The 21,483-nt window shown below is 68.5% G+C and carries 15 protein-coding genes and 3 rRNA genes; 5 read left to right on the top strand and 13 right to left on the bottom strand.

All coding sequences use genetic code 11. From position 1 onward, the window contains the following. From CFK38_RS00525 to idi, 9 genes are read right to left on the bottom strand one after another with little or no spacing between them, the layout of a single operon-like run. On the bottom strand, positions 1 to 885 hold the full coding sequence (locus CFK38_RS00525; RefSeq protein ID WP_096801310.1) for a prenyltransferase: 885 nt from the start codon (positions 883 to 885) through the stop codon (positions 1 to 3). Further along, positions 882 to 1,190 (bottom strand): lycopene cyclase domain-containing protein, encoded by a 309-nt coding sequence (locus CFK38_RS00520; RefSeq protein ID WP_096801309.1) that lies wholly within the window; start codon positions 1,188 to 1,190, stop codon positions 882 to 884. Before CFK38_RS00520 ends, CFK38_RS00525 begins: the two co-directional genes overlap by 4 nt. After that, on the bottom strand, positions 1,187 to 1,543 hold the full coding sequence (locus CFK38_RS00515) for a lycopene cyclase domain-containing protein (RefSeq protein WP_096801308.1): 357 nt from the start codon (positions 1,541 to 1,543) through the stop codon (positions 1,187 to 1,189). Before CFK38_RS00515 ends, CFK38_RS00520 begins: the two co-directional genes overlap by 4 nt. Then, positions 1,540 to 3,183 (bottom strand): phytoene desaturase family protein, encoded by a 1,644-nt coding sequence (gene crtI / locus CFK38_RS00510; RefSeq protein ID WP_096801307.1) that lies wholly within the window; start codon positions 3,181 to 3,183, stop codon positions 1,540 to 1,542. Before crtI ends, CFK38_RS00515 begins: the two co-directional genes overlap by 4 nt. Continuing rightward, positions 3,180 to 4,046, bottom strand: a complete 867-nt coding sequence (locus CFK38_RS00505; RefSeq protein ID WP_096801306.1) for a phytoene/squalene synthase family protein — start codon at positions 4,044 to 4,046, stop codon at positions 3,180 to 3,182. Before CFK38_RS00505 ends, crtI begins: the two co-directional genes overlap by 4 nt. Beyond that, the gene (locus CFK38_RS00500; protein WP_096801305.1) at positions 4,043 to 4,861 is read right to left on the bottom strand and encodes a tryptophan-rich sensory protein; all 819 of its coding nucleotides are present in this window, start codon (positions 4,859 to 4,861) and stop codon (positions 4,043 to 4,045) included. Before CFK38_RS00500 ends, CFK38_RS00505 begins: the two co-directional genes overlap by 4 nt. Beyond that, positions 4,858 to 6,450 (bottom strand): SDR family oxidoreductase, encoded by a 1,593-nt coding sequence (locus CFK38_RS00495; protein ID WP_096801304.1) that lies wholly within the window; start codon positions 6,448 to 6,450, stop codon positions 4,858 to 4,860. The genes CFK38_RS00500 and CFK38_RS00495 overlap by 4 nt, the downstream gene beginning before the upstream one ends. Beyond that, positions 6,447 to 7,574: a polyprenyl synthetase family protein gene (locus CFK38_RS00490; RefSeq protein ID WP_096801303.1), complete on the bottom strand. Its 1,128-nt coding sequence runs from the start codon at positions 7,572 to 7,574 to the stop codon at positions 6,447 to 6,449. Before CFK38_RS00490 ends, CFK38_RS00495 begins: the two co-directional genes overlap by 4 nt. Next, positions 7,571 to 8,143, bottom strand: coding sequence for an isopentenyl-diphosphate Delta-isomerase (idi, locus tag CFK38_RS00485; RefSeq protein WP_096801302.1), 573 nt, complete (start codon positions 8,141 to 8,143; stop codon positions 7,571 to 7,573). Before idi ends, CFK38_RS00490 begins: the two co-directional genes overlap by 4 nt. Positions 8,144 to 8,199: 56 nt before the next feature. Between idi and CFK38_RS00480 the strand changes: the two genes are divergently transcribed. From CFK38_RS00480 to rrf, 5 genes are all read left to right on the top strand, one after another. Then, positions 8,200 to 8,730, top strand: a complete 531-nt coding sequence (locus CFK38_RS00480) for a MarR family winged helix-turn-helix transcriptional regulator (protein ID WP_096801301.1) — start codon at positions 8,200 to 8,202, stop codon at positions 8,728 to 8,730. 127 nt (positions 8,731 to 8,857) lie between these two features. Then, positions 8,858 to 9,985, top strand: a complete 1,128-nt coding sequence (locus CFK38_RS00475) for a methyltransferase (RefSeq protein WP_096801300.1) — start codon at positions 8,858 to 8,860, stop codon at positions 9,983 to 9,985. Between the two features lie 527 nt (positions 9,986 to 10,512). Beyond that, positions 10,513 to 12,032, top strand: a 16S ribosomal RNA gene (locus tag CFK38_RS00470). A gap of 367 nt (positions 12,033 to 12,399) precedes the next feature. Continuing rightward, positions 12,400 to 15,468: ribosomal RNA gene (locus CFK38_RS00465) — 23S ribosomal RNA — on the top strand. A gap of 131 nt (positions 15,469 to 15,599) precedes the next feature. After that, positions 15,600 to 15,716 (top strand): 5S ribosomal RNA (rrf, locus tag CFK38_RS00460). The 16S, 23S and 5S rRNA genes sit together here, the layout of an rRNA operon. Before the next feature lie 155 nt (positions 15,717 to 15,871). On the opposite strand, the gene CFK38_RS17695 is transcribed toward rrf, so the two are convergent. The 4 genes from CFK38_RS17695 to CFK38_RS00440 all read right to left on the bottom strand — a co-directional run bounded on the left by CFK38_RS17695 (position 15,872) and on the right by CFK38_RS00440 (position 21,464). Continuing rightward, positions 15,872 to 18,190, bottom strand: a complete 2,319-nt coding sequence (locus CFK38_RS17695; RefSeq protein ID WP_096801299.1) for an AAA family ATPase — start codon at positions 18,188 to 18,190, stop codon at positions 15,872 to 15,874. Between the two features lie 108 nt (positions 18,191 to 18,298). Further along, entirely contained in the window at positions 18,299 to 19,498 is a 1,200-nt protein-coding gene (locus CFK38_RS00450; RefSeq protein ID WP_096801298.1) for an FAD-dependent oxidoreductase, read from the bottom strand. Next, positions 19,495 to 20,208, bottom strand: coding sequence for a class I SAM-dependent methyltransferase (locus tag CFK38_RS00445; RefSeq protein ID WP_096801297.1), 714 nt, complete (start codon positions 20,206 to 20,208; stop codon positions 19,495 to 19,497). Before CFK38_RS00445 ends, CFK38_RS00450 begins: the two co-directional genes overlap by 4 nt. After that, on the bottom strand, positions 20,205 to 21,464 hold the full coding sequence (locus CFK38_RS00440) for a type III polyketide synthase (RefSeq protein ID WP_096801296.1): 1,260 nt from the start codon (positions 21,462 to 21,464) through the stop codon (positions 20,205 to 20,207). The genes CFK38_RS00445 and CFK38_RS00440 overlap by 4 nt, the downstream gene beginning before the upstream one ends. Positions 21,465 to 21,483: the final 19 nt, after the last annotated feature.

Raw genomic sequence — 21,483 nt, 5'->3', positions numbered from 1 at the left:
TCAGCGCATCAGCGCGATCACGATCAGCAGCTGGGTGAGCAGGAACCCCGTCACCAGGTTCAGCCACAGGAAGCGCCGCCAGCCGCGGTTGGCCTGCTCCGCCCGATCGTCGCTGAGCGCGCGGAACGGCCAGATGCTCACCAGGTAGGGCAGCGCGAGCAGCCCGGCGAGGGCGGCCGGCCACCCGGTCAGCAGCATCACCGCCCCGGCGGCGGCATAGAGGACCAGCGACAGCCGCACCGTGCGCGCCGCCCCGATCACGGTGGCGATCGACCCGATGCCGGCGTACCGGTCGGGCTGGACGTCCTGGACCGCGCCGAAGGCGTGCGAGGCCATGCCCCACAGGAAGAACGCCACCAGAGACGCCGCCGCGGTGAGTCCCAGCGGCGCCCCGGCGAGGGCCAGCCCGAACGCGGCCGGGCCCACGAAATGGGTGGAGGAGGTCACCGAGTCCAGCCCCGGGCGCTCCTTGAGCCGCAGCCCGGGGGCGGAGTACCCGACCACGGCCGCGAGCACCACCAGCAGCACCAGTGCGGAGACCGCGCCGCCCATCGCCAGCAGCGCCACCGCGAAGGGCAGCGTCGTCAGCGCCGCGGACCACAGCGTGAGCCGGTGCACGCGCCGATCCAGCACGATGCCCTCGACCCCGCCCTTGCGGGGATTGCGCAGATCGGACTCGTGGTCGAAGACGTCGTTCACCCCGTACATCAGCAGGTTGTAGGGGATGAGGAAGAACAGCGTGCCCACCACCAGGGCCGCATCGACACCGCCCCCGGCCAGCAGGTAGGCGGCGGCGAAGGGGTAGGCGGTGTTGACCCAGCTCAGCGGGCGCGAGGTGCCCAGCAGCTGAGCCGCCGCACGGGGGGCGGTGCTCACAGCGGTCATTCTTCCTCCTGCGGGGTCAGCAGCAGCCACAGCGCGGGCAGCAGCAGCCCGGCGGCCAGCGGCCAGGCCAGGTCCTCCAGCGGGGCCAGGCCGAGCCTGATCCCCAGCAGGTCGTCCTCGGCGAAGCGGAACAGGTCCGTGGCGATCATCACCGTGTCGAACACGACGGTGAGCACCAGCAGCCCCGCGAGCGTCACCGCGGTGGTCAGCCACCAGCGGCGTCCGGGGCGGCGCCGCACGACGGCCAGCACCAGGACCGCGAGAGGCACCAGCAGGAACAGCCCGGCCAGGGCGGCGTAGCTCATCGTGCCCCCTCCCGGTCGCCGACGCTGCTCCGGCGGCGGACCCGCCCCAGCAGCAGGTCCACCAGCCCCCACAGCACCAGGGCGTGATAGCTGAGGAAGGTGATGAACACCAGCTCCTCGAGCGGGAGCTCGCGGCCCAGCAGGATCCCGGTCATCCACGGGCTCGCCCCCATCCGGTAGTGGCCGGCAGCGATCGCGGCGAGGTCCCAGAGCAGGAACAGGACGATCCCCGCCACCAGCACGAGCGCCGCGCGCCGGGGGGCACGCCACAGCACCAGGCGGAAGCGCCGATCCAGCAGACCCATGCACACCAGCGGGATCAGCAGCGCGAGGAGGTACACCAGCGAGGTCATGCCTCCGCCCCGCTCTGCGCGGTGGGCGCCGATGCGGACGCGGGCTCGGGCAGCGGCGCGGCCGAGTGGTCGCCGCGCAGACGCTTGGCGACCAGCTCGGCGCTGATCAGGCACATCGGCAGGCCGATCCCCGGGATCGTGCTGGATCCCGCGTACAGCAGGGAGTCGACCTTCCGCGAGGCGTTCCCGGCGCGCAGGAACGCGCTCTGGCGCAGGGTGTGCGCGGGGCCCAGCATGCCGCCCTTCCAGGTGCGCAGGTCGGTCGCGAACTCCTCCGGGCCGACGGTGCGGCGCACCACCACCCGCTCGGCGAGGTCGGGGATGCCTGCCCCGGCGGCGATCTGTGCGACGGCCTCGTCGGCGATGGCCTCGACCGCGCTCGATCCCGTCCCGTCGATCCCGCCGTGCCCCAGTCCGGGCTCGGCCGGCATCGGGACCAGGACGAACAGGTTCTCCTGCCCGGGCGGGGCGACCGAGGGATCGGTCGCCGAGGGCCGGCACACGTAGAGCGAGGCCGGGGAGGGGACACGGCCCTCACGGATCGCGCCGAAGTTCTCCTTCCAGTCCCGGGTGAAGAACAGGCTGTGATGGGCCAGCTGGGGCAGGGATCCCCCCACCCCCAGCATGAGCAGCACCGCGCCCGGACCGGAGGTGGCCTTCTCCCACCAGCGCTGCGGGTAGGTCTGCAGCGCCGGCGGCAGCATGGTGGTCTCCACGTGATGCAGATCGGCGGTCGCGACGACCACGTCGGCGGGCAGCTCGTGCACCGTCCCGTCGGCCTCCTGGATCTCGACGCCGACCGCCCGGGGGCGGCGCCGGCCCGGCTGCGGGGCGGTGAGGATCCGCGTGGCGCGGGTGCCGGTGCGCAGGCGCACGCCCTCGCGCTCGGCGAGGTGGGCGATCACCTCGATCAGCCGGGCGAACCCGCCCTGGGGGTAGAGCACCCCACCGGTGAGGTCCATGGTGCTCATCAGGTGGTACATGCTCGGGGTGCGGTCCGGGGAGGAGCCCAGGAACACGGCCGGATAGCCGAGGATCTGCCGCAGCCGCGGATCCTGGAACCGTCGGCCGACGAAGCGCTCGAGCGGCTCGACGAGCAGCTGCAGCAGCCGCGGCGCCCGGGCGAGCAGCGGGGCGGTCAGCAGCTCCCGGCGACGGGTGAACGAGGAGTAGAGGAAGTGCTCCAGCGCCATCTCATAGGTGTGCTGGGCGGAGTCGAGGTACTGGTCCAGGGCCCGCCCGGCACCGGGCTCGATCGCCTCGAAGGCGGTCGCGTTCCGGGCCACGGAGGCGTGGATGTCCACCGGTTCCTCGTGGTCCTCGAAGAACACCCGGTAGCCGGGGTCCAGTCTCTCGAGGTCCAGCTGTGCGGCGGCGGAGGTGCCCAGCAGGCGGAAGAAGTGGTCGAACACCTCGGGCATCAGGTACCAGGAGGGGCCGGTGTCGAAGCGGAACCCGTCCTGCTCCCAGCTGCCGGCGCGGCCGCCGAGCTGCTCGCGCGCCTCGACCAGCTCCACCCGGTAGCCGTCCCGGGCCAGAAGGGCGGCCGTGGCGAGGCCGGAGATGCCGCCGCCGATGACGACGGCGGTCCCCTCAGTGGCGCTCGAGTCCTGCATATCCGGGGTGGGGCGGGCGCTCATCGGCGGGCCCCGAGCACGGCACGGGCCATGATCACTGCTTTCTCGTGGTCGGGGACCCGCACCCGGGCACGGCGGATCTGCTGGGCCGGGGTGGCGCGCAGCCGGCGCGAGAGCGCGCCGTAGAAGCCGTGGGCGGCGGCCACGGCGCGGCGGCTGGAGACGGGCAGCTGCGGTATCGCCGTCGCCGCCTGGGCGAGGTCGGCATCGATGTCGTCGAGCAGCCGGTCGCGCTCGAGATCGCCGAAGTCCTCGACGTCCAGGCCCGGGAAATAGGTGCGCCCGAGCTCGTCGTGGTCCTCGGCGAGGTCCCGCAGGAAGTTCACCTTCTGGAAGGCGGCGCCGAGCGCGCTCGCCGCCGGGGCGAGCCGTGCATAGGCGGCATCATCCCCGTCCAGGAACACCCGCAGGCACATCAGCCCCACCACCTCGGCGGAGCCGTGCACGTACTGCGCGAGGCTCGCCTCGTCGTGCGTGGAGACGTCGAGGTCGGCGCGCATGGACGCGAAGAAGGGCTCGATGAGCGCGGAACCGATGCCGCAGCGCCGCGCCGTGAGGGCGAAGGCCTGCACCACGAGATTGGTGGACCGGGCGCCGGCGACGGCGCGCGCCGTCTCGGCGGCGAGGTCCTCCAGCAGCCGGGACCGCTCGCAGGCCGGGAACGTCGGGTCCGGGTCGTCGACCGTCTCATCGGCGATGCGGACCAGGGCGTAGATGCTGCGCACATGGGTGCGCACGGGCTCGTCGAGCAGCCTGGTCGCCCACCCGAAGGACGTGGAGTAGCCGGCGATCACGCAGCCGGCGCTGCGCTGAGCGACCCGGTCGTAGCGGTTCCTCGCGACGTGAGCCGCGCTGCGGGCCGTCATCGGACCCTCCTCGCCGTCGTCGTCGTCGTTGCAGTGCGCGTCGTGGAGGCGAGCCCGCGGCGTCGGGGGCGGAGCCACTGCGCGGCGGCGGCGAGGGCGATCACGGCGGCGGCGACCGCAGCGGCGATCGCGACCGCCGGGGCGTGGGGCTCGTCCGTCGCGCGGCCGACGGCGATCCAGGCCAGGCCCCAGATCATCGCCAGCGGTGCGGCGACCGGGCGGCGACCGGCGATGGCCAGTCCCACACCGATCACCGCCACCACCGCGAGCACGACGATGGCCAGCAGCGAGGGGGCGCCGAAGCCGGAGAACCCGGCACCCTTGAGCGCGGCGGCGATGTTCGCGCAGGTCGCGACGCTGACCCAGCCCAGATACAGGCCGAAGGTGCCGTCCACGACGATCCGCTCGAGCGCACCGCCGGGCGGCACGGCCGTGAGGCGGCGGAAGAGAACCGCGAGGACCGCCAGCAGCAGTGCGATCACCACCACGCTGAGCCCGACCCGGCCGGCCTGGATGGTGAGGATCCACGCGGCGTTCAGCAGCAGCGAGGCGATCGCCGGCGGGGCGATGCCGCGTGCATCGCGCGAGTCCCACCACTGCCACAGCGTGAAGGCGCCGAGCCCGACGTAGATGACCGACCAGATCGTGAAGGCGGAGCCGGCGGGTGCCAGGTGGGTGGCGTCGGCGGCGAGCAGGCCGCCGGCGGCCTCGTCGATCGGGTCGCCCCCGAAGGCGCCGACGCCGATCGCGGTGCCGAGCATCGCCAGCAGGAAGCTCACTGTCACAGCGAGCCGACGGACGAGCGGGCCGGTCATGCGATCCCTCCGGGAGCATCGGGGTCATCGGGAGAGCGGGAGGCCCCGGACGTCGTCGCGGCGTCGTGGGGCGTCGGCCGTGCCCGGGCGCGGACGGGACCGGCGGTCTCCGCGGCGCGGGCGATGTTGCGCTGCATGCCGCCGAACACGATCCCGTGGAAGGGCCAGACGGCCCACCAGTAGAGGTCCCCGAGCAGCCCGCGGGGATGGTAGATCGCGCGCTGGTGGAGGATCGCGCGCCCGTCGTCGGTCGGTGCCACCGCCAATTCGAGCCACGCCTGTCCGGGCAGCCGCATCTCGGCGCGCAGGCGCAGCAGCCGGCTGTCCTCGAGGCGCTCGACCCGCCACCAGTCCACCGCGTCGCCGACGACGAGCCGGTCGGGGTGGCGGCGGCCACGACGCAGTCCCGGCCCGCCGACGACGCGGTCCATCAGCCCGCGCGCGACCCAGCCCAGGCGCCAGGAGTACCAGCCGTGCCGACCGCCGATGCCTTCGATCACCGCCCATAGGGTCTCGGGGGAGGCGTCGACGCGGCGCTCGCGCTGGTCGCCGCGCACGATCCCGCCGGACCAGTCGGGATCCTCGGGCAGCGGGGCGGAGGGCGCTCCGGCGGGCGTCGCGGAGTGCCAGGCGGTGGCGACGTCGAGCTCGCGGATGCGGGTCAGGGCCAGCTCGATCGCGCGGCCCACCCCGGTCAGGCCCCCCTCGGGGTCGGGCACGAGGTCGTGCAGGTCGTGCTCGGCCGCGACGGACTCATGGATCAGCGACTCGACCAGCGGGCGGGCGATCCCGGTGGGCACCGGGGTCACCAGACCGATCCAGTGGCTGGCCAGGCGCGGGGTCAGCACCGGCACCGTGCGGATGCGGCGTCGGGGGAGGCCCGCGGCGCGGGCGTAGGCATGCAGCAGCTGGGCGAAGGTCAGCACATCCGGGCCGCCCACGTCGAAGGTGCGGTTCGGGGCCCCCTCGAGCCGGGCCGCCGCGACGAGGTAGTGGAGCACGTCGCGCACAGCGGTCGGCTGGATCCGGTTGCGCACCCACTGCGGTGCGATCATCACCGGCAGCCGCTCGGCGAGGTGGCGCATGATCTCGAAGGAGGCGCTGCCGGAGCCGAGGATCACCGCCGCTCTCAGCACCACCGCGGGGACCGGACCGGCCAGCAGGATGTCTCCGACCTCCTTGCGGGAGGCCATGTGCGCCGAGAGCTCGACCCCCTCGGGGTGGATGCCGCCGAGGTAGACGATCCGCCGCACGTCGGCGCGCGCCGCGGCGCCGGCGAAGGACCGCGCACCCTGCCGGTCGCGGTCGGCGAAGCGGCGACCCGCGCCCATGGCGTGGATCAGGTAGTAGGCGACGTCGATCCCCTCGAGCGCGGCATCCAGGCTCGCCGGGTCCTCCACGTCGGCCTCGACCACCTCGACCTGGTCTCTCCAGGGACGGTCCCGGAGCCGGTCGGCGTGGCGCGCCATGGCGCGCACCCGCAGCCCGGCCTCCAGCAGGGCGGGGACGAGGCGCCCGCCGATGTAGCCGCTGGCACCGGTGACCAGGACCAGTGGGGTGTCGTGGGCAGCGGAGCCGGGACTGCTCATGCGGGGAGCCCTTCTTCGGCGCGGCGCCGGACCGGCGCCGCATCGGCCGGAACGGTCGTCGGCAGGGTGAGGTCCGCGGCGCGGAGGATCTCCGCCGTCGCGAGATCGAGCGCGACGGCGAGGCCCGGTGGCAGCTCGTGACGCTCGGCCGCCTCGGCCGCGCTGGTCACGTGCCAGCGGGCGAGGTCCTCGACCCAGGCGCGGGAGCCGCCGGAGGTCAGCAGGTCCCGAGCGCGGCGCGCCCCCGCCTCGTCGAGATCCTCGCGTCCCAGCAGCGGCTGCAGCGCGTCCCAGGAGTCGGTGGTCGAGGCGTGGGCGATGAGGGCGGTGCGCTTGCCCTCGCGCAGGTCTCCGAGCGCGCTCTTGCCGGTGCGGCGCTCGTCGCCGAACACGCCCAGCAGATCGTCGAACAGCTGGAAGCCGATGCCGAGCAGGCTGCCGATCTCATCGAGGGCGGCGAGCACCTCGGGCGAGGCGTCGGCCAGGAGGGCCCCGGCCCGCAGCGGCAGCTGGAAGGAGTAGAGAGCGGTCTTCAGCTCGGCGACGGCGAGCGCCTCCCGCAGCACCACCGAGCCGTGCGCCGGACCCAGCTGGAGGCGCACATCGGCGAGCTCCCCGGCCGCGGTGGCGTGCAGAGTGCTCTCGAACAGGTCCAGCAGCCGTTCGATCACCGGGGCGGGCGCCTCGCAGCGGGCGATCGCCCGCATCGCCGCGATCAGGCCCAGATCACCGGCCAGGATGCCGGCCGCCTCCCCGAGCCGCCGCGCCTCGGCGGGGCCGGCGCCACGGCGTCGGGCATCGGCGGCGATGCCTCCGGGCAGGCTCGGCACCCCGCGCCTGACCTGGTCGCCGTCGATCACGTCGTCCTGCACGACCAGGGCGGTGTGCAGCAGCTCCAGTGCCGCTGCCACCTGGACCGCGGCGGGCTCCCGAGTACCGCCGAGGGCCTGGTGGGCAGACAGCAGCAGGCTCGGGCGGAACCGCTTCCCACCGTCGCTGGCCCGGGAGAAGGCGTCCCACAGGTCGTGGTGATCGGGCAGCGGCAGAGCTCCGGGGCGGGTCGCGCCGAGGCTCAGCAGGCGCTGGATCTCGCCCTCGACGGCATGCTGGTGCGCGGTGGTCACGGAGCACTCGCGGGAACACGTTCGAGGATCCCGCGCAGCTGAGGGACCTGGGAGGCCGTCCACGGGCTGAGGGTCCAGGGTGAGAGCTCGACGAGAGAGGCGAGCTCGGCAGGGGCGACCCACCGCAGATCCATCACCTCTGCCGGGTTCGGTGCGGCCTCGCCGTCGGCGACGGCGAGGAAGACCGGGCAGATCTCGTTCTCGACGATGCCGGAGGCGTCCACAGCGCGGTAACGGAAGTCCGGGAGCGCCTCCTCGGGGGTCCGCACCCTCATCCCCAGCTCGTGCTGGGCATGGCGGGCGATCGCCTCGGCGAAGGACTCGCCCCGGCGGGGGTGGCCGCAGAAGGAGTTCGTCCACACCCCGGGCCAGGTGCGCTTGGTCAGGGCGCGACGGGTGAGCAGCACCCGAGCGTCCTCACGGATCACGTAGCAGGAGAAGGCCAGGTGGAGCGGGGTCTCGCGTGAATGGACCGTGGCGCGCGGGGCGAAACCGCGGGGGGAGCCGTCGGGCTCCACGAGGATGACATGGTCCTCTGCGTCGGTCTGAGCTGGACGACTGTCGATCATGGTCCCTCCCCAAAGAAACTTAGCCTATCTACGCACATGAACTGTAACATCCAGGCATGACCGAGGCCCCACAGCGCGATGACGTCGGCGACGCGCACACGTACTGGTACGGCGATGCCGATTCCGCCGTCGAACTGCTCTCGGCCACCCGTCGCTTCCGCCGCGCGGACCACGAGATGCGCCGGCGCATGAGTGCCGGCATGGGCATGAACATGACGGACCTCGCGGCGCTGAGATGCGTCATCGCCCATGAGCTGGCCGGGGACCCCGTCACCCCGCTGCGGCTCGCCCAGCAGCTGGAGATCTCCGGTGCCTCGACCTCGAAGCTGCTCGACCGGCTCACCGCCTCCGGCCACCTCGAGCGGGCACCCCATCCCCGTGACGGACGCTCCCGGATCGTGGTGGCCACAGACCATGCGCACTCCCAGGTCAGGGAGCGGCTCAGCGGCATGCACGAGCAGATGCTCGAGATCGCCCGGGCGGTCCCGGCATCGGCCCGACCTGCGGCGATCGACTTCCTGCAGGCGATGGCCGACCACCTCGAGACCGAGGCGCCTCCCCAGGAGCTCACCCCGTCCGAGGAGTGAGGTGCGGCCCGCGGCAGCTGGGATACTGGGATCCCCGACGAGAGGGGCTCATCGCGAGCAGTCCCCGGCCTCCGAGCCTGACGCGATCCCCGGCGCTCGTGGTGCAGACGCCCTGGAGGAGAACCCGATGTCGCTGGTCCGCTGGTCCGAGCACGGCGCCGAGCATGCCGCACGGTGGCACTCGGAGAACGGCGCCCCACCGCCGACGCGGCTCGAGATCGCCGATGACGCCCTCACCGCGGATGCGGCCCTGCGCCGGCTGCGCGCCGGGAACGGGCTCCTGTGGCGGGGCGACTACCCCGGTGCCCGCCAGCTGCTGGCCGCCATCGGGCGCCGGATCGACCGCCGCAGCCCGCCTCGGAGCGACGACATCGCGCAGCAGTTCCGAGATCATCGAGCACAGCGGGCACATCGCGCCACGCTTCTGGGCGGCGTCGTGGTGCTCCTCGACCCCGGCCATCGACTCGATCTGCGGCGTGCGCCCGATGTCGCCGAGGCCTGCCGGGAGGCCTACGGGGAACTCCATGAGCCGATGCTCGTCTCGCTCCCGGAGCTGCTCGGCGTGCTCAGCGCCCACCAATGGCAGCTGACGGGGGTGGCGATCCCGGCGCTCGGTGAGCGCATCCATGCCCGGTACGGGGTGTTCTCCCCGGTGCGCTCGGAATACGTCGACCTCGTCGCCGAGGCCCCGCTGCCTCAGATCGAGGGGGGAGCGGCAGCCTTCGACCTGGGCACCGGGACCGGCGTGCTGGCCGCGGTGCTCGCCCGACGAGGGGCCGCGCACGTGGTCGCCACCGATATCAATCCCCGGGCCGTGACCTGCGCGCGCGAGAACGTCCAGCGCCTGGGCCTGGAGGGGCGGGTCACCGTGGTCGAGACCGACCTCTTCCCACCCGGACGCGCCGATCTCGTGGTCTGCAATCCGCCCTGGCTGCCGGGCGCGGCCACCTCGGCCCTGGAACTGGGCGTCTACGACGAGTCCTCGAGCATGCTCCGAGGCTTCCTCGACGGACTCGCCGAGCATCTGCGCCCCGGCGGGGAGGGCTGGCTGATCCTCTCCGACCTCGCCGAGCATCTGCAGCTGAGAGGCCGGCAGGAGCTGCTGCGGATGATCGAGGGCGCCGGCCTCATGGTGGCCGGGACCCTGGAGACCGCCCCCCGGCATCCGCGGGCGAAGGATCCCCGCGACCGGCTCCACGCCGCGCGTTCACAGGAGGCCACGGTCCTGTGGCGTCTGCGCCCGGCGAGCCATTAGGCAGAGCCCGACGGCCCGGAAGCGAGCAGTCCCGGACCGGCGGTCTCGAACGGGGCCTCGCGAGGGCCCTGGCTACGTCCGCGTAGCCCGTTCCTGACCTCGACAGACGCCGATCATCGGGGTGTGGTCGAGGACACGTCGGAAAGGGTCGTTCTGGCTTGACGGGGGTGTCGGGGGTGCGTAATGTTCTTCCTCGTGCCCCGGACAACGGGAACGAGGAACGGCCAGCGCGCCGGACCGAGATTCTCGCACTGGCCAGGCATGACTGGTCTTCCGAGAGAGGATCGCGGCGCGGATCACACCGCACGGATTTGACTCGGAGAACTGAGCCGCAGTAGGTTAGCGGGGTTGCCTCGGAGCGGATGGCCCGGAAGGGTCCGAAGCACTGAGTGCGCGTGTTGCTTGATATCTCAATAGCGTGTCTGTTTATTGATGCCATTTGTTTGAATGGCAAGTATACGGATGATACAGCAGTTTAATTTGCTGGTTGTTTGTTTATTTTGTCAGGATATTGTTTTTCATGTTTTTTCATGGAGAGTTTGATCCTGGCTCAGGACGAACGCTGGCGGCGTGCTTAACACATGCAAGTCGAACGATGACGACGGGGCTTGCCCTGTCTGATTAGTGGCGAACGGGTGAGTAACACGTGAGTAACCTGCCCTTCACTTCGGGATAACCTCGGGAAATCGTGGCTAATACCGGATATGAGTTCCTGCCGCATGGTGGGTGCTGGAAAGATTTATCGGTGAAGGATGGACTCGCGGCCTATCAGTTTGTTGGTGAGGTAATGGCTCACCAAGGCGATGACGGGTAGCCGGCCTGAGAGGGCGACCGGCCACACTGGGACTGAGACACGGCCCAGACTCCTACGGGAGGCAGCAGTGGGGAATATTGCACAATGGGCGAAAGCCTGATGCAGCGACGCCGCGTGGGGGATGACGGCCTTCGGGTTGTAAACCCCTTTCAGTAGGGAAGAAGCGAAAGTGACGGTACCTGCAGAAGAAGCGCCGGCTAACTACGTGCCAGCAGCCGCGGTAATACGTAGGGCGCAAGCGTTGTCCGGAATTATTGGGCGTAAAGAGCTCGTAGGTGGCTTGTCGCGTCTGCCGTGAAAACCCGAGGCTCAACCTCGGGCGTGCGGTGGGTACGGGCAGGCTAGAGTGTGGTAGGGGAGACTGGAACTCCTGGTGTAGCGGTGAAATGCGCAGATATCAGGAAGAACACCGATGGCGAAGGCAGGTCTCTGGGCCATTACTGACACTGAGGAGCGAAAGCATGGGTAGCGAACAGGATTAGATACCCTGGTAGTCCATGCCGTAAACGTTGGGCACTAGATGTGGGGGACATTCCACGTTCTCCGCGTCGTAGCTAACGCATTAAGTGCCCCGCCTGGGGAGTACGGCCGCAAGGCTAAAACTCAAAGGAATTGACGGGGGCCCGCACAAGCGGCGGAGCATGCTGATTAATTCGATGCAACGCGAAGAACCTTACCAAGGCTTGACATGCACCGGACGACTCCAGAGATGGGGTTTTCTTCGGACTGGTGCACAGGTGGTGCATGGTTGTCGTCAGCTCGTGTCGTGAGATGTTGGGTTAAGTCCCGCAACGAGCGCAACCCTTGTTCTATGTTGCCAGCACGTGATGGTGGGGACTCATAGGAGACTGCCGGGGTCAACTCGGAGGAAGGTGGGGACGACGTCAAATCATCATGCCCCTTATGTCTTGGGCTTCAAGCATGCTACAATGGTCGGTACAATGGGTTGCGAAACTGTGAGGTGGAGCGAATCCCAAAAAGCCGGCCTCAGTTCGGATTGGGGTCTGCAACTCGACCCCATGAAGTCGGAGTCGCTAGTAATCGCAGATCAGCAACGCTGCGGTGAATACGTTCCCGGGCCTTGTACACACCGCCCGTCAAGTCACGAAAGTCGGTAACACCCGAAGCCAGTGGCCCATCCTCGTGAGGGAGCTGTCGAAGGTGGGATCGGTGATTGGGACTAAGTCGTAACAAGGTAGCCGTACCGGAAGGTGCGGCTGGATCACCTCCTTTCTAAGGAGCATCACCAATTATGGTGGCCATTTTCTCACCCGAGTGTGGTGGGGATGGTTGCTCAAGGGTGGAACATCAATGAATGGGCACTTCGCTGGTGATACCGGCTCCAGTACGGCCTTCGGGTCTGGAACGAGTGGTGTGACTGGTTCGAGGTGGAGACACGCTATTGGGTTGTGAGGCTGCACGCGGCCCCGACGAGGCCTACCTTCGGGTGGGTCTTTTCTGGGGTGTGTGGCTGGTCCTCCCTTGCATCGCTGCCGCTATGGCGGGGTGGTGTGGGTGTGGGGTTGTTTTTTGAGAACTGCATAGTGGACGCGAGCATCTTGTAAGCAATATTTGTAGAGCGCGAAGAGTCTTTGTGTTGCCGTAAGTTTTAAAGGGCGCACGGTGGATGCCTTGGCAAGAGGAGCCGACGAAGGACGTGGGAGTCTGCGTTAAGCCTCGGGGAGTTGACAACCTAGCTGTGATCCGAGGATGTCCGAATGGGGAAACCCACCACGAGTCATGTCGTGGTACCCATCACTGAATGTATAGGTGGTGTGGAGGGAACGCGGGGAAGTGAAACATCTCAGTACCCGCAGGAAGAGAAAACAATAGTGATTCCGTGAGTAGTGGCGAGCGAAAGCGGAGGAGGCTAAACCTGGTCTGTGTGATACCCGGCAGGGGTTGCAGGTTGGGGGTTGTGGGACGTATCAGAACTGTCTGCCGGCGGTTCGGCGTGGACGTGCAGTGGTAGTCGAAGTCGTGTTGAGTGCGATGGCGTAGAGGGTGTGACCCCCGTAGACGAAACTGCTGCATGGCGTGATGCTGTTCCCGAGTAGCACCGGGCCCGTGAAATCCGGTGTGAATCTGCCAGGACCACCTGGTAAGCCTGAATACTACCTCTTGACCGATAGCGGACAAGTACCGTGAGGGAAAGGTGAAAAGCACCCCGGGAGGGGAGTGAAATAGTACCTGAAACCGTGCGCTTACAATCCGTCGGAGCCTTTTGGGGTGACGGCGTGCCTTTTGAAGAATGAGCCTGCGAGTTAGTGGTCGGTGGCGAGGTTAACCCGTGTGGGGTAGCCGTAGCGAAAGCGAGTCTGAACGGGGCGTTCAGTCGCCGGCTCTAGACCCGAAGCGAAGTGATCTATCCATGGGCAGTGTGAAGCGCGGGTAAGACCGCGTGGAGGCGCGAACCCACTTCAGTTGAAAATGGAGGGGATGACCTGTGGATAGGGGTGAAAGGCCAATCAAACTTCGTGATAGCTGGTTCTCCCCGAAATGCATTTAGGTGCAGCGTTGCGTGTTTCGTACCGGAGGTAGAGCACTGGATAGGCGATGGGCCCCACCGGGTTACTGACCTTAGCCAAACTCCGAATGCCGGTACGTGAGAGCGCAGCAGTGAGACTGTGGGGGATAAGCTTCATAGTCGAGAGGGAAACAGCCCAGAACATCAGCTAAGGCCCCTAAGCGTGTGCTAAGTGGAAAAGGATGTGGAGTTGCTGAGACAACCAGGAGGTTGGCTTAGAAGCAGCCACCCTTGAAAGAGTGCGTAATAGCTCACTGGTCAAGTGATTCTGCGCCGACAATTTAGCGGGGCTCAAGCACACCGCCGAAGCTGTGTCACTCAGACCTTAGTGTCTGGGTGGGTAGGGGAGCGTCGTACAGCCAGCGAAGCTGCGGGGGAACCCAGTGGTGGAGGCTGTACGAGTGAGAATGCAGGCATGAGTAGCGAAAGACGGGTGAGAAACCCGTCCGCCGATTGATCAAGGGTTCCAGGGCCAGGTTTATCCGCCCTGGGTTAGTCGGGACCTAAGGCGAGGCCGACAGGCGTAGTCGATGGACATCGGGTTGATATTCCCGAACCGATCGTAGGAGGACCCATACCGAGGCAGTCGATGCTAACCACCCGAGCTGTTCCCATACCCTTCGGGGTGTGGAGAGTGGTGAGGCTGGGAACCAAGGTTGTAGTAGGTCAGCGCGAGGAATGACGCAGAGAGGTAGCTTCCGCGGACTTAATGGAATAGTCCGTCTAAGCGTGCAGCCCGGCCCCGGGTAATGCTGGGGCCATGAGGGTGAGACGTGATGGGGATCCCGTATGGGCGTAGGTGAGTGATCCTGTACTGCCAAGAAAAGTTCCGGCGTGACGAATACGGTCGCCCGTACCCTAAACCGACTCAGGTGATCAGGTAGAGAATACCGAGGCGTTCGAGAGAATCGTGGTTAAGGAACTCGGCAAAATGCCCCCGTAACTTCGGGAGAAGGGGGGCCCGAACCGTGAGAGCGGTGAGGGCCGCAGAGACCAGGGAGAAGCGACTGTTTACTAAAAACACAGGTCCGTGCGAAGTCGTAAGACGCTGTATACGGACTGACGCCTGCCCGGTGCTGGAAGGTTAAGAGGACCGGTTAGAGCTCTTCGGAGTTCGAAGCTGAGAATTTAAGCCCCAGTAAACGGCGGTGGTAACTATAACCATCCTAAGGTAGCGAAATTCCTTGTCGGGTAAGTTCCGACCTGCACGAATGGCGTAACGACTTCTCCACTGTCTCAACCGCGAACTCGGCGAAATTGCATTACGAGTAAAGATGCTCGTTACGCGCAGCAGGACGGAAAGACCCCGGGACCTTTACTATAGTTTGATATTGGTGTTCGGGACGGCTTGTGTAGGATAGGTGGGAGACTGGGAAGCATTCACGCTAGTGAGTGTGGAGTCATTGTTGAAATACCACTCTGGTCGTTCTGGATTCCTAACCTCGGTCCGTGATCCGGATCAGGGACAGTGTCTGATGGGTAGTTTAACTGGGGCGGTTGCCTCCTAAAGAGTAACGGAGGCGCTCAAAGGTTCCCTCAGCCTGGTTGGCAATCAGGTGTTGAGTGTAAGTGCACAAGGGAGCTTGACTGCGAGACAGACATGTCGGGCAGGTGCGAAAGCAGGAACTAGTGATCCGGCACCTCATTGTGGAATGGGTGTCGCTCAACGGATAAAAGGTACCCCGGGGATAACAGGCTGATCTTGCCCAAGAGCTCATATCGACGGCATGGTTTGGCACCTCGATGTCGGCTCGTCGCATCCTGGGGCTGGAGTTGGTCCCAAGGGTTAGGCTGTTCGCCTATTAAAGCGGTACGCGAGCTGGGTTTAGAACGTCGTGAGACAGTTCGGTCCCTATCCGCTGCGCGCGTTGGATATTTGAGAAGTCCTGTCCCTAGTACGAGAGGACCGGGATGGACTGACCTCTGGTGTGCCAGTTGTTCTGCCAAGGGCATGGCTGGTTGGCTACGTCGGGAAGGGATAACCGCTGAAAGCATCTAAGCGGGAAGCCTGCTTCGAGATGAGATATCCATACACCCTTTGGGTGTGAGAGGCCCCCAGTAGATGACTGGGTTGATAGGCCAGATGTGGAAGCACAGCAATGTGTGGAGCTGACTGGTACTAATGGCTGATGACTTACAACAACATTTCTTCGTGCTTGTTGTTTACTGTGTGTGTTTGCGTCCACTGTGCGGTTCTCGAGAAACAACCTCGACAACCCGGGCATTCCCTTGTGGGGTGTGTGGGGTGTGGGGTCTGGTTGGTCTCATCGTGTTACGGCGGTCATAGCGTCGAGGAAACGCCCGGTTCCATTCCGAACCCGGAAGCTAAGCTCGATTGCGCCGATGGTACTGCACTCGGAAGGGTGTGGGAGAGTAGGTCGCCGCCGGACATCTTCACTGGGAGTGGAGGAGTGCTGGAACCCCTGCGGGGTGTTCGCCTCCTCCACTCCCTTTTTTCATGCCCGAGAACGGCAGCGAAGCTGCACAGCAGCTCTGTAACAGCCGGCCGCGTTCTGCGGCGATGCCGCTCCATGGTGGGAGACGGTCAGGCCCGTTCCGTCCACTCCAGGAAGTCCTCGGCCGCGATCACGGGCTTGCCCCACTTCACGGCGTTCTTGGTCTTGTTGGACTGGGTGCCGAGCTCGGCGACCACCAGCACGTCGGTCCTCGTCTTGGTGACGGTGGCGACGGCCCGCAGACCACGATCCTCGGCAAGGCGCTCCATCCGGTCCCGTCCCATGACGCCATGGACGTCGGAGACCACCTCGCCGGTGAAGCACACCCGCGCCCCGGGCACCAGCATCTCGTCGAGCGCGCTCTGCTCCTCGAGCGTGAAGTCCTCGGGGAGCACGCGGACCCCGTAGTGCTGCTCGACGGCACGCAACCGGTCCGCCACGATCTGGTCGGGGTGCAGCACCCGCTCCCATGCCGTACCGAGGGCTTCTGCGAGCACCTGGGCGGCGTCGTCCTCGGCGGAGAGGTTCCCGCCCACGACGAAACCTTTAGGACTGTGCGTCCCGTCGGCCCCGGTGCTGCGGGCCAGCAGGTAGCCGCTCCCGCGCAGCAGCTGTGGAAAGGTGGTCCCGCCGATGTTCGGCATCGCGTCGTCGGCCCGCAGCTGCTGCACCGCCGCACGCACGGTCCGGGCGCGCTCGAGCGCGGTCGGGGCGCGCAGGCCGGTGCGCTCGGTGGGGGAGAGGGCTGTGGTGGGCAGATCGATCCCCAGGGGCATCTGCGCCACGATCCCGTTGCGCTTGAGCTCGAAGTCGATCCACGCCAGCTGCTGATCGATCCCGGCCCCGATCGGCACCCGTCCGGCCAGCAGCGGTGACAGGGCCGGCCAGGCTTCGGCCAGCAGCGGCGCCAGTTGCACATCGCGGGTGGTGATCCCGAAATCGGTGCGCGCGGCGAACAGGTCGCTGGTGGGGTTGATGACGGTGGTGGCCTCATCGCCCTCGTCGGTGACCGCCGCGATCTCCACCGGCCGGGCCCGGTAGCGGTCCCCGTCGTTGCCGACGGTGAGCGAGGCCAGGTAGACCTCGCCGAGCGTCTCCGTCGGCGCGGCGTGCGCGGCGAGGAAGCGTCGCACCCGGGCATCGGATTTCAGATCCCGCGGCAGGACGTCCCGCTTCAGCACCAGTCCCTCCAGGCTCGTGCAGCGCGAGAGTGCCACGTACAGCTGACCGTTGGCGAAGGTGCCGCCGGTGAGGTCCACCATCACGCGATCCAGGGTCTGCCCCTGGGATTTGTGGATGGTGATCGCCCAGGCCAGCTTCATCGGCAGCTGGGTGAAGGTGCCGACCACCTCGTGGACCAGCGCGCCGCCCTGCACGCTGGGACGGGTGATGTCCCAGGTGTGCGGCGGCACCTCGAGCGTGCGGCCATTGCGCAGCTGCACGGTGACCACCGGCCCGTCGGCGTCGGCTGTCTCCTCGGTGAGAGCGATGATCCGTCCCAGCGTGCCGTTGACCCAGCGGTCCGAGGGGTCGTTGGTGAGCATCATGATCTGGGCGCCGACGGCCAGACGGAGCGTGTCCTCGGTGGGGTGCTCGAAGCCGTCGCTCTGGCCACGGATCGCCGCAGTGAAGGACTGGGCAGGATCCGGCAGGCGTTCGAGCTGCTGCCGGTTGCGGGCGCCGACGATCCGGTTCGTGGTCGCCAGAGTCAGCCAGAACTCCTCCAGCGGGGGTTCGAAATCCGGATCCGTGCGCCGGTTCAGCTCCTGGCGGGCATCCTCGAGCAGGGCTCCCTCGCGCACGGCGTTCAGCAGCTCCACCAGGCGGCCGTCCCCCTGCTGGCGGAACACCGTGCCGAGCTCCACCACCGGGAAGGTCTCCCGGTCGAAGGAGCGGGCGGAGAAGAAGAACGGGGTGCCGAAGTGCTCCTCGATGAACGCGGCCTCGGCGTCGGTCACCACCGGCGGCAGCTGGTACAGATCCCCGACCAGCACCAGCTGCACCCCGCCGAACGGCGTGCCGGGCTTCGGACCGAAGCGCTCGAGCGCCGCGGTCAGCGCATCGAACAGGTCCGCCCGCACCATCGAGGCCTCGTCGATGATCAGCGTGTCCAGCGCTGTCAGCGCGTTCGCGAAGCGTCCCGGGTAGTAGCCGGCGCCGCGCACCAGCTCTTCGTTGACCCCGAGCGGGAAGGAGAACAGCCGGTGGATCGTGTACCCGTCCACGTTCAACGCCGCGATCCCGGTGGGGGCGACCGTGATCGCGGAACGCTCTGTGGTCTCCAGGAAGTGCCGGATCAGTGTGGACTTGCCGGTGCCCGCCCGGCCCGTGAGGAAGAGGTGGTCCCCGGCGTGCAGGTGATCCAGAGCGGCCTGGAACTCGTCGGTGAGGGTGAGGGTGGGGGCCATGGGTCTATTGTCCCGGATCGGCGGTGTGGGGGAACGGGGGAGTCCTGAGGCCGACGGGGTGATAGGCGTGCGATGCACGGATCACGGCAACGCCGCGAGGCCCCGTGCTCACCCCGTTCGCACCCATCCCATCGAGTACGCCCACGCCAGCCCGCGCCGCAACGGTGTGGCCAGCAGCCCGCGCACCGCCAGGGCGCGCAGTGCCGAGACTCTCGCCCCGGCCGGCCGGCCGAGCGCGGTGTTGGCCGCCGCGACCGCGCCGGCGAGTCGGGCCCGACACCGGATCCTCCGCTCCGCCCGACGCCAGGCGGGGTCGTCCTGCAGCGCACCGGTCCGCTCGCCGCTGGTGGCTCGCCCCAGCAGCGGGGCGAGGTCGAGGGCGTCCAGCCAGGCCAGCGTGATGCCCTGGCCACCGATCGGGCTGATCTCGTGGGCGGCATCGCCCAGCAGCACGCAGCGCCGGCTCAGCAGGCGCCGCGCGGTGCGCCGGCGCACCGTGAAGGCGCTGAGCATGGTGGTCGTCGCCGGGTCCAGGACGGTGCCGGTGCGTTCGCGGACCAGCGCCACCAGCTGTGCGGGGGAGGGGTCGGTGCCGGTCCTGCCCGTGTGCACGACCCAGCGCCGTCGGCCGCCGGGCAGCGGGAAGGACTCCACGACGCCGCCGGGCTCGAGATGCACGACCGCCTCGCGCCCGCCGCCCGCTGCGGTGGGATCGCTGAGATCACCCATCAGGTAGGTATCGGGATAGTCGCGTCCGCGGGTGGTGATCCCGAGCAGGGCGCGCACCCGGGAGCGGGAGCCGTCGGCGCCGACGACCAGGCCCGCCCGCAGCCGGAGGGTGCCGCCGCCTCCGTCGCTGTCTCGCGCGGTGAGTGCGACGGTGCGCGCGGATTCCCGCAGGTCCGTCACCTCCCAGCCCCGCCGCAGCGCCGAGGGGGTGAGCGCGGCCAGTCGCCGGGCCAGCAGCTCCTCGGTGAGGGTCTGGGGCAGGGCGAGCACGTAGGGACGGCGCGGATCGGCCCGGGCGAAGTCCACCGAGCCCAGCTCCCGGTCCCGGCACCGTGCACGCCCGACGCGGAGGCGTTCGCCGAGGGCGACCGCCTCCCGCTCCAGGCCGAGCTCGGCGAGGGCGCGCAGCGCCGGCGGGTGCAGTCCGATGGCGCGTGAGCTGGCCGGGGCCTCGGTGCGTCGCTCCAGCACGCGCACCTCCACCCCGCGCCGGGCGAGCAGGCAGGCCAGGACCAGGCCCGTCGGCCCGGCCCCGACGATCGCCACGGCGCACTCGTCCTCCTCGGCGGGCTCCGTCATCGCCGCGCCCGGGCGAGTGCATCGTGCAGCAGCAGCAGTCGGAAGCGTCCCGGCGTGCTCACCGTCCAGCCGGACGGGATCCGGGCGCGCAGCTCGGGTGCGGTGAAGCTGCGGCGGATCGAGGTGAGGCCGTCCTCGCGGATGAAGGTGCCGGGGAACAGCGGCCAGGTGGCCACGGAGAACAGGGCATAGGCGAGGCGGCCGCGGCGGATGTCGCTGTGCACCACCGCGCGGCGGGCCAGGCGGGCGGAGTCCTCGAGCAGGCCGTCGCGCTGCTCCTCGTTCAGATGATGGAGCAGATGGTTGGAGATCACCAGGTCGAAGCGCTCGCCGGCGGCGACCAGCTCGCTGGAGAGCTTCCGGTGGAACTGCACCCCCGCGACGGGAGTCCGGCGCCGGGCCCAGTCATGGGCACGCGGATCGGGATCGATGCCGGTCACGCGCAGGTCGTAGCCGTCCCGGCGCGCCCAGCGGGCCAGGGCACGGGCCACGTCCCCGCCTCCGCAGCCGATGTCCAGCAGGGTGGTGGCCCCCTCGGCGCGCAGATGCGGTCGCAGGTGGCGGCGGTACGCCCTGCGCCAGCCGGCGACAGCGGCGTTGACCGGGCGGAAAGAGGCGTAGGTGCGGGCGAGGCGGCGTGGATCGCAGCGAGGGTCGTCCATCCGCTCCCGCGCCTGCTCGTCGCGGGCGACGAGGGAGGGCAGGATCATCGGCGGGGCGCGGAGCCACCCGCCGCAGATGCCCGCACCGCGGGCCCGCCCGCCGCCAGTTCCTCGGCCGCAGCGGTCGCCGCCTCGGCAGCGACGGGCGCGCCGATGGTGGTCAGCAGCGCCGTCTCCACCGTCAGCCCCGGCCCGAAGGCCATCGCGCACACGCGCTCCCGTCGGCCGGCGGTCGCGGAGCGCAGGATCCGCTGGAGCACGAACATCACGGTCGCGCTGGACATGTTGCCGAAGTCGCGCAGGGTCTCCCGGGCAGGGACCAGCTGGGACTCGGTGAGCTCGAGCTTGGCCTCGACCTTGTCCAGGATGCTGCGTCCGCCGGGATGGATCGCCCAGTGCTCGATGTCGCGGTGGGCCAGCCCCGCCAGCTCGGGCTCATGCGCGAACAGCGGCTGGAGAGCACCTGTGATGTGCTCATCGATGATGTGGGGGACGTAGGTGCCCAGCACCATCTCGAAGCCCTGGTCGCCGATGCGCCAGGCCATCGCCTCCTCCCCGACGGGAGTCAGCACCGTCTCGAAGTGGTCCAGCTCCAGCAGCGGCGTGCTCGCGGGCAGATCCTTCCCGGTGATGATCGCGGCGGCACCGCCGTCGGCGAACAGGGACGAGCCGACGATCGTGTCGGGATCGTTCGAGGGGCGCACGTGCAGGGTGCAGAGCTCGACGGTGGCCATCAGCACCACGGCGTCCGGATCGGCGCGACAGATCGTCTGGGCCTGACGGAGGGCCGGCAGCGCCGCATAGCAGCCCATGAACCCCAGGTGATAACGCTGCACGGACGAGTTCAGCCCGAGGGAGCGGACGATCCGGTAATCGGGGCCAGGAGCGAAGAACCCGGTGCAGGAGACCGTGATGACGTGGGTGACGTCCGCGGCGGAGATCCCCTCGGCCGCCTCGAGCGCGGCGGCCGCGACCCGTTCGTACAGCGCGGTGGCCTCCCGCTCGTAGACCTGGTTGCGGGCCCCGGTGGGCGGGTGCAGGAAGCGGCCCGTCCCGGCCTCGAAGAACACGGGCTCCTCGCCGTCGGCCACCCCGTGCCATTCGGACAGGGCGCTGTAGCGGCGCTCGATGCCGGAGACGTCGAAGGAGGTGCTGATCAGGCGCTTCCCGAGGCGGGAGAGGTCCGGCTGCGCGGCAAGGGCATCGCGCACCTCGCTCTGGCGGAGCTCGGTGGCGGGGACAGCGGTCTCGAGCGACCGCAGCGTGACATTCGGAGCAGGTCGTGAGGGGACGTCCGGGCCCATGGTGGTCTCCTGTCGTCGG

The organism is Brachybacterium vulturis, assembly GCF_002407185.1.
GTDB lineage: Bacteria > Actinomycetota > Actinomycetes > Actinomycetales > Dermabacteraceae > Brachybacterium > Brachybacterium vulturis.
Note: the sequence above shows the minus strand (reverse complement) of the source record. Positions and strands in the feature narration are given on the sequence as shown.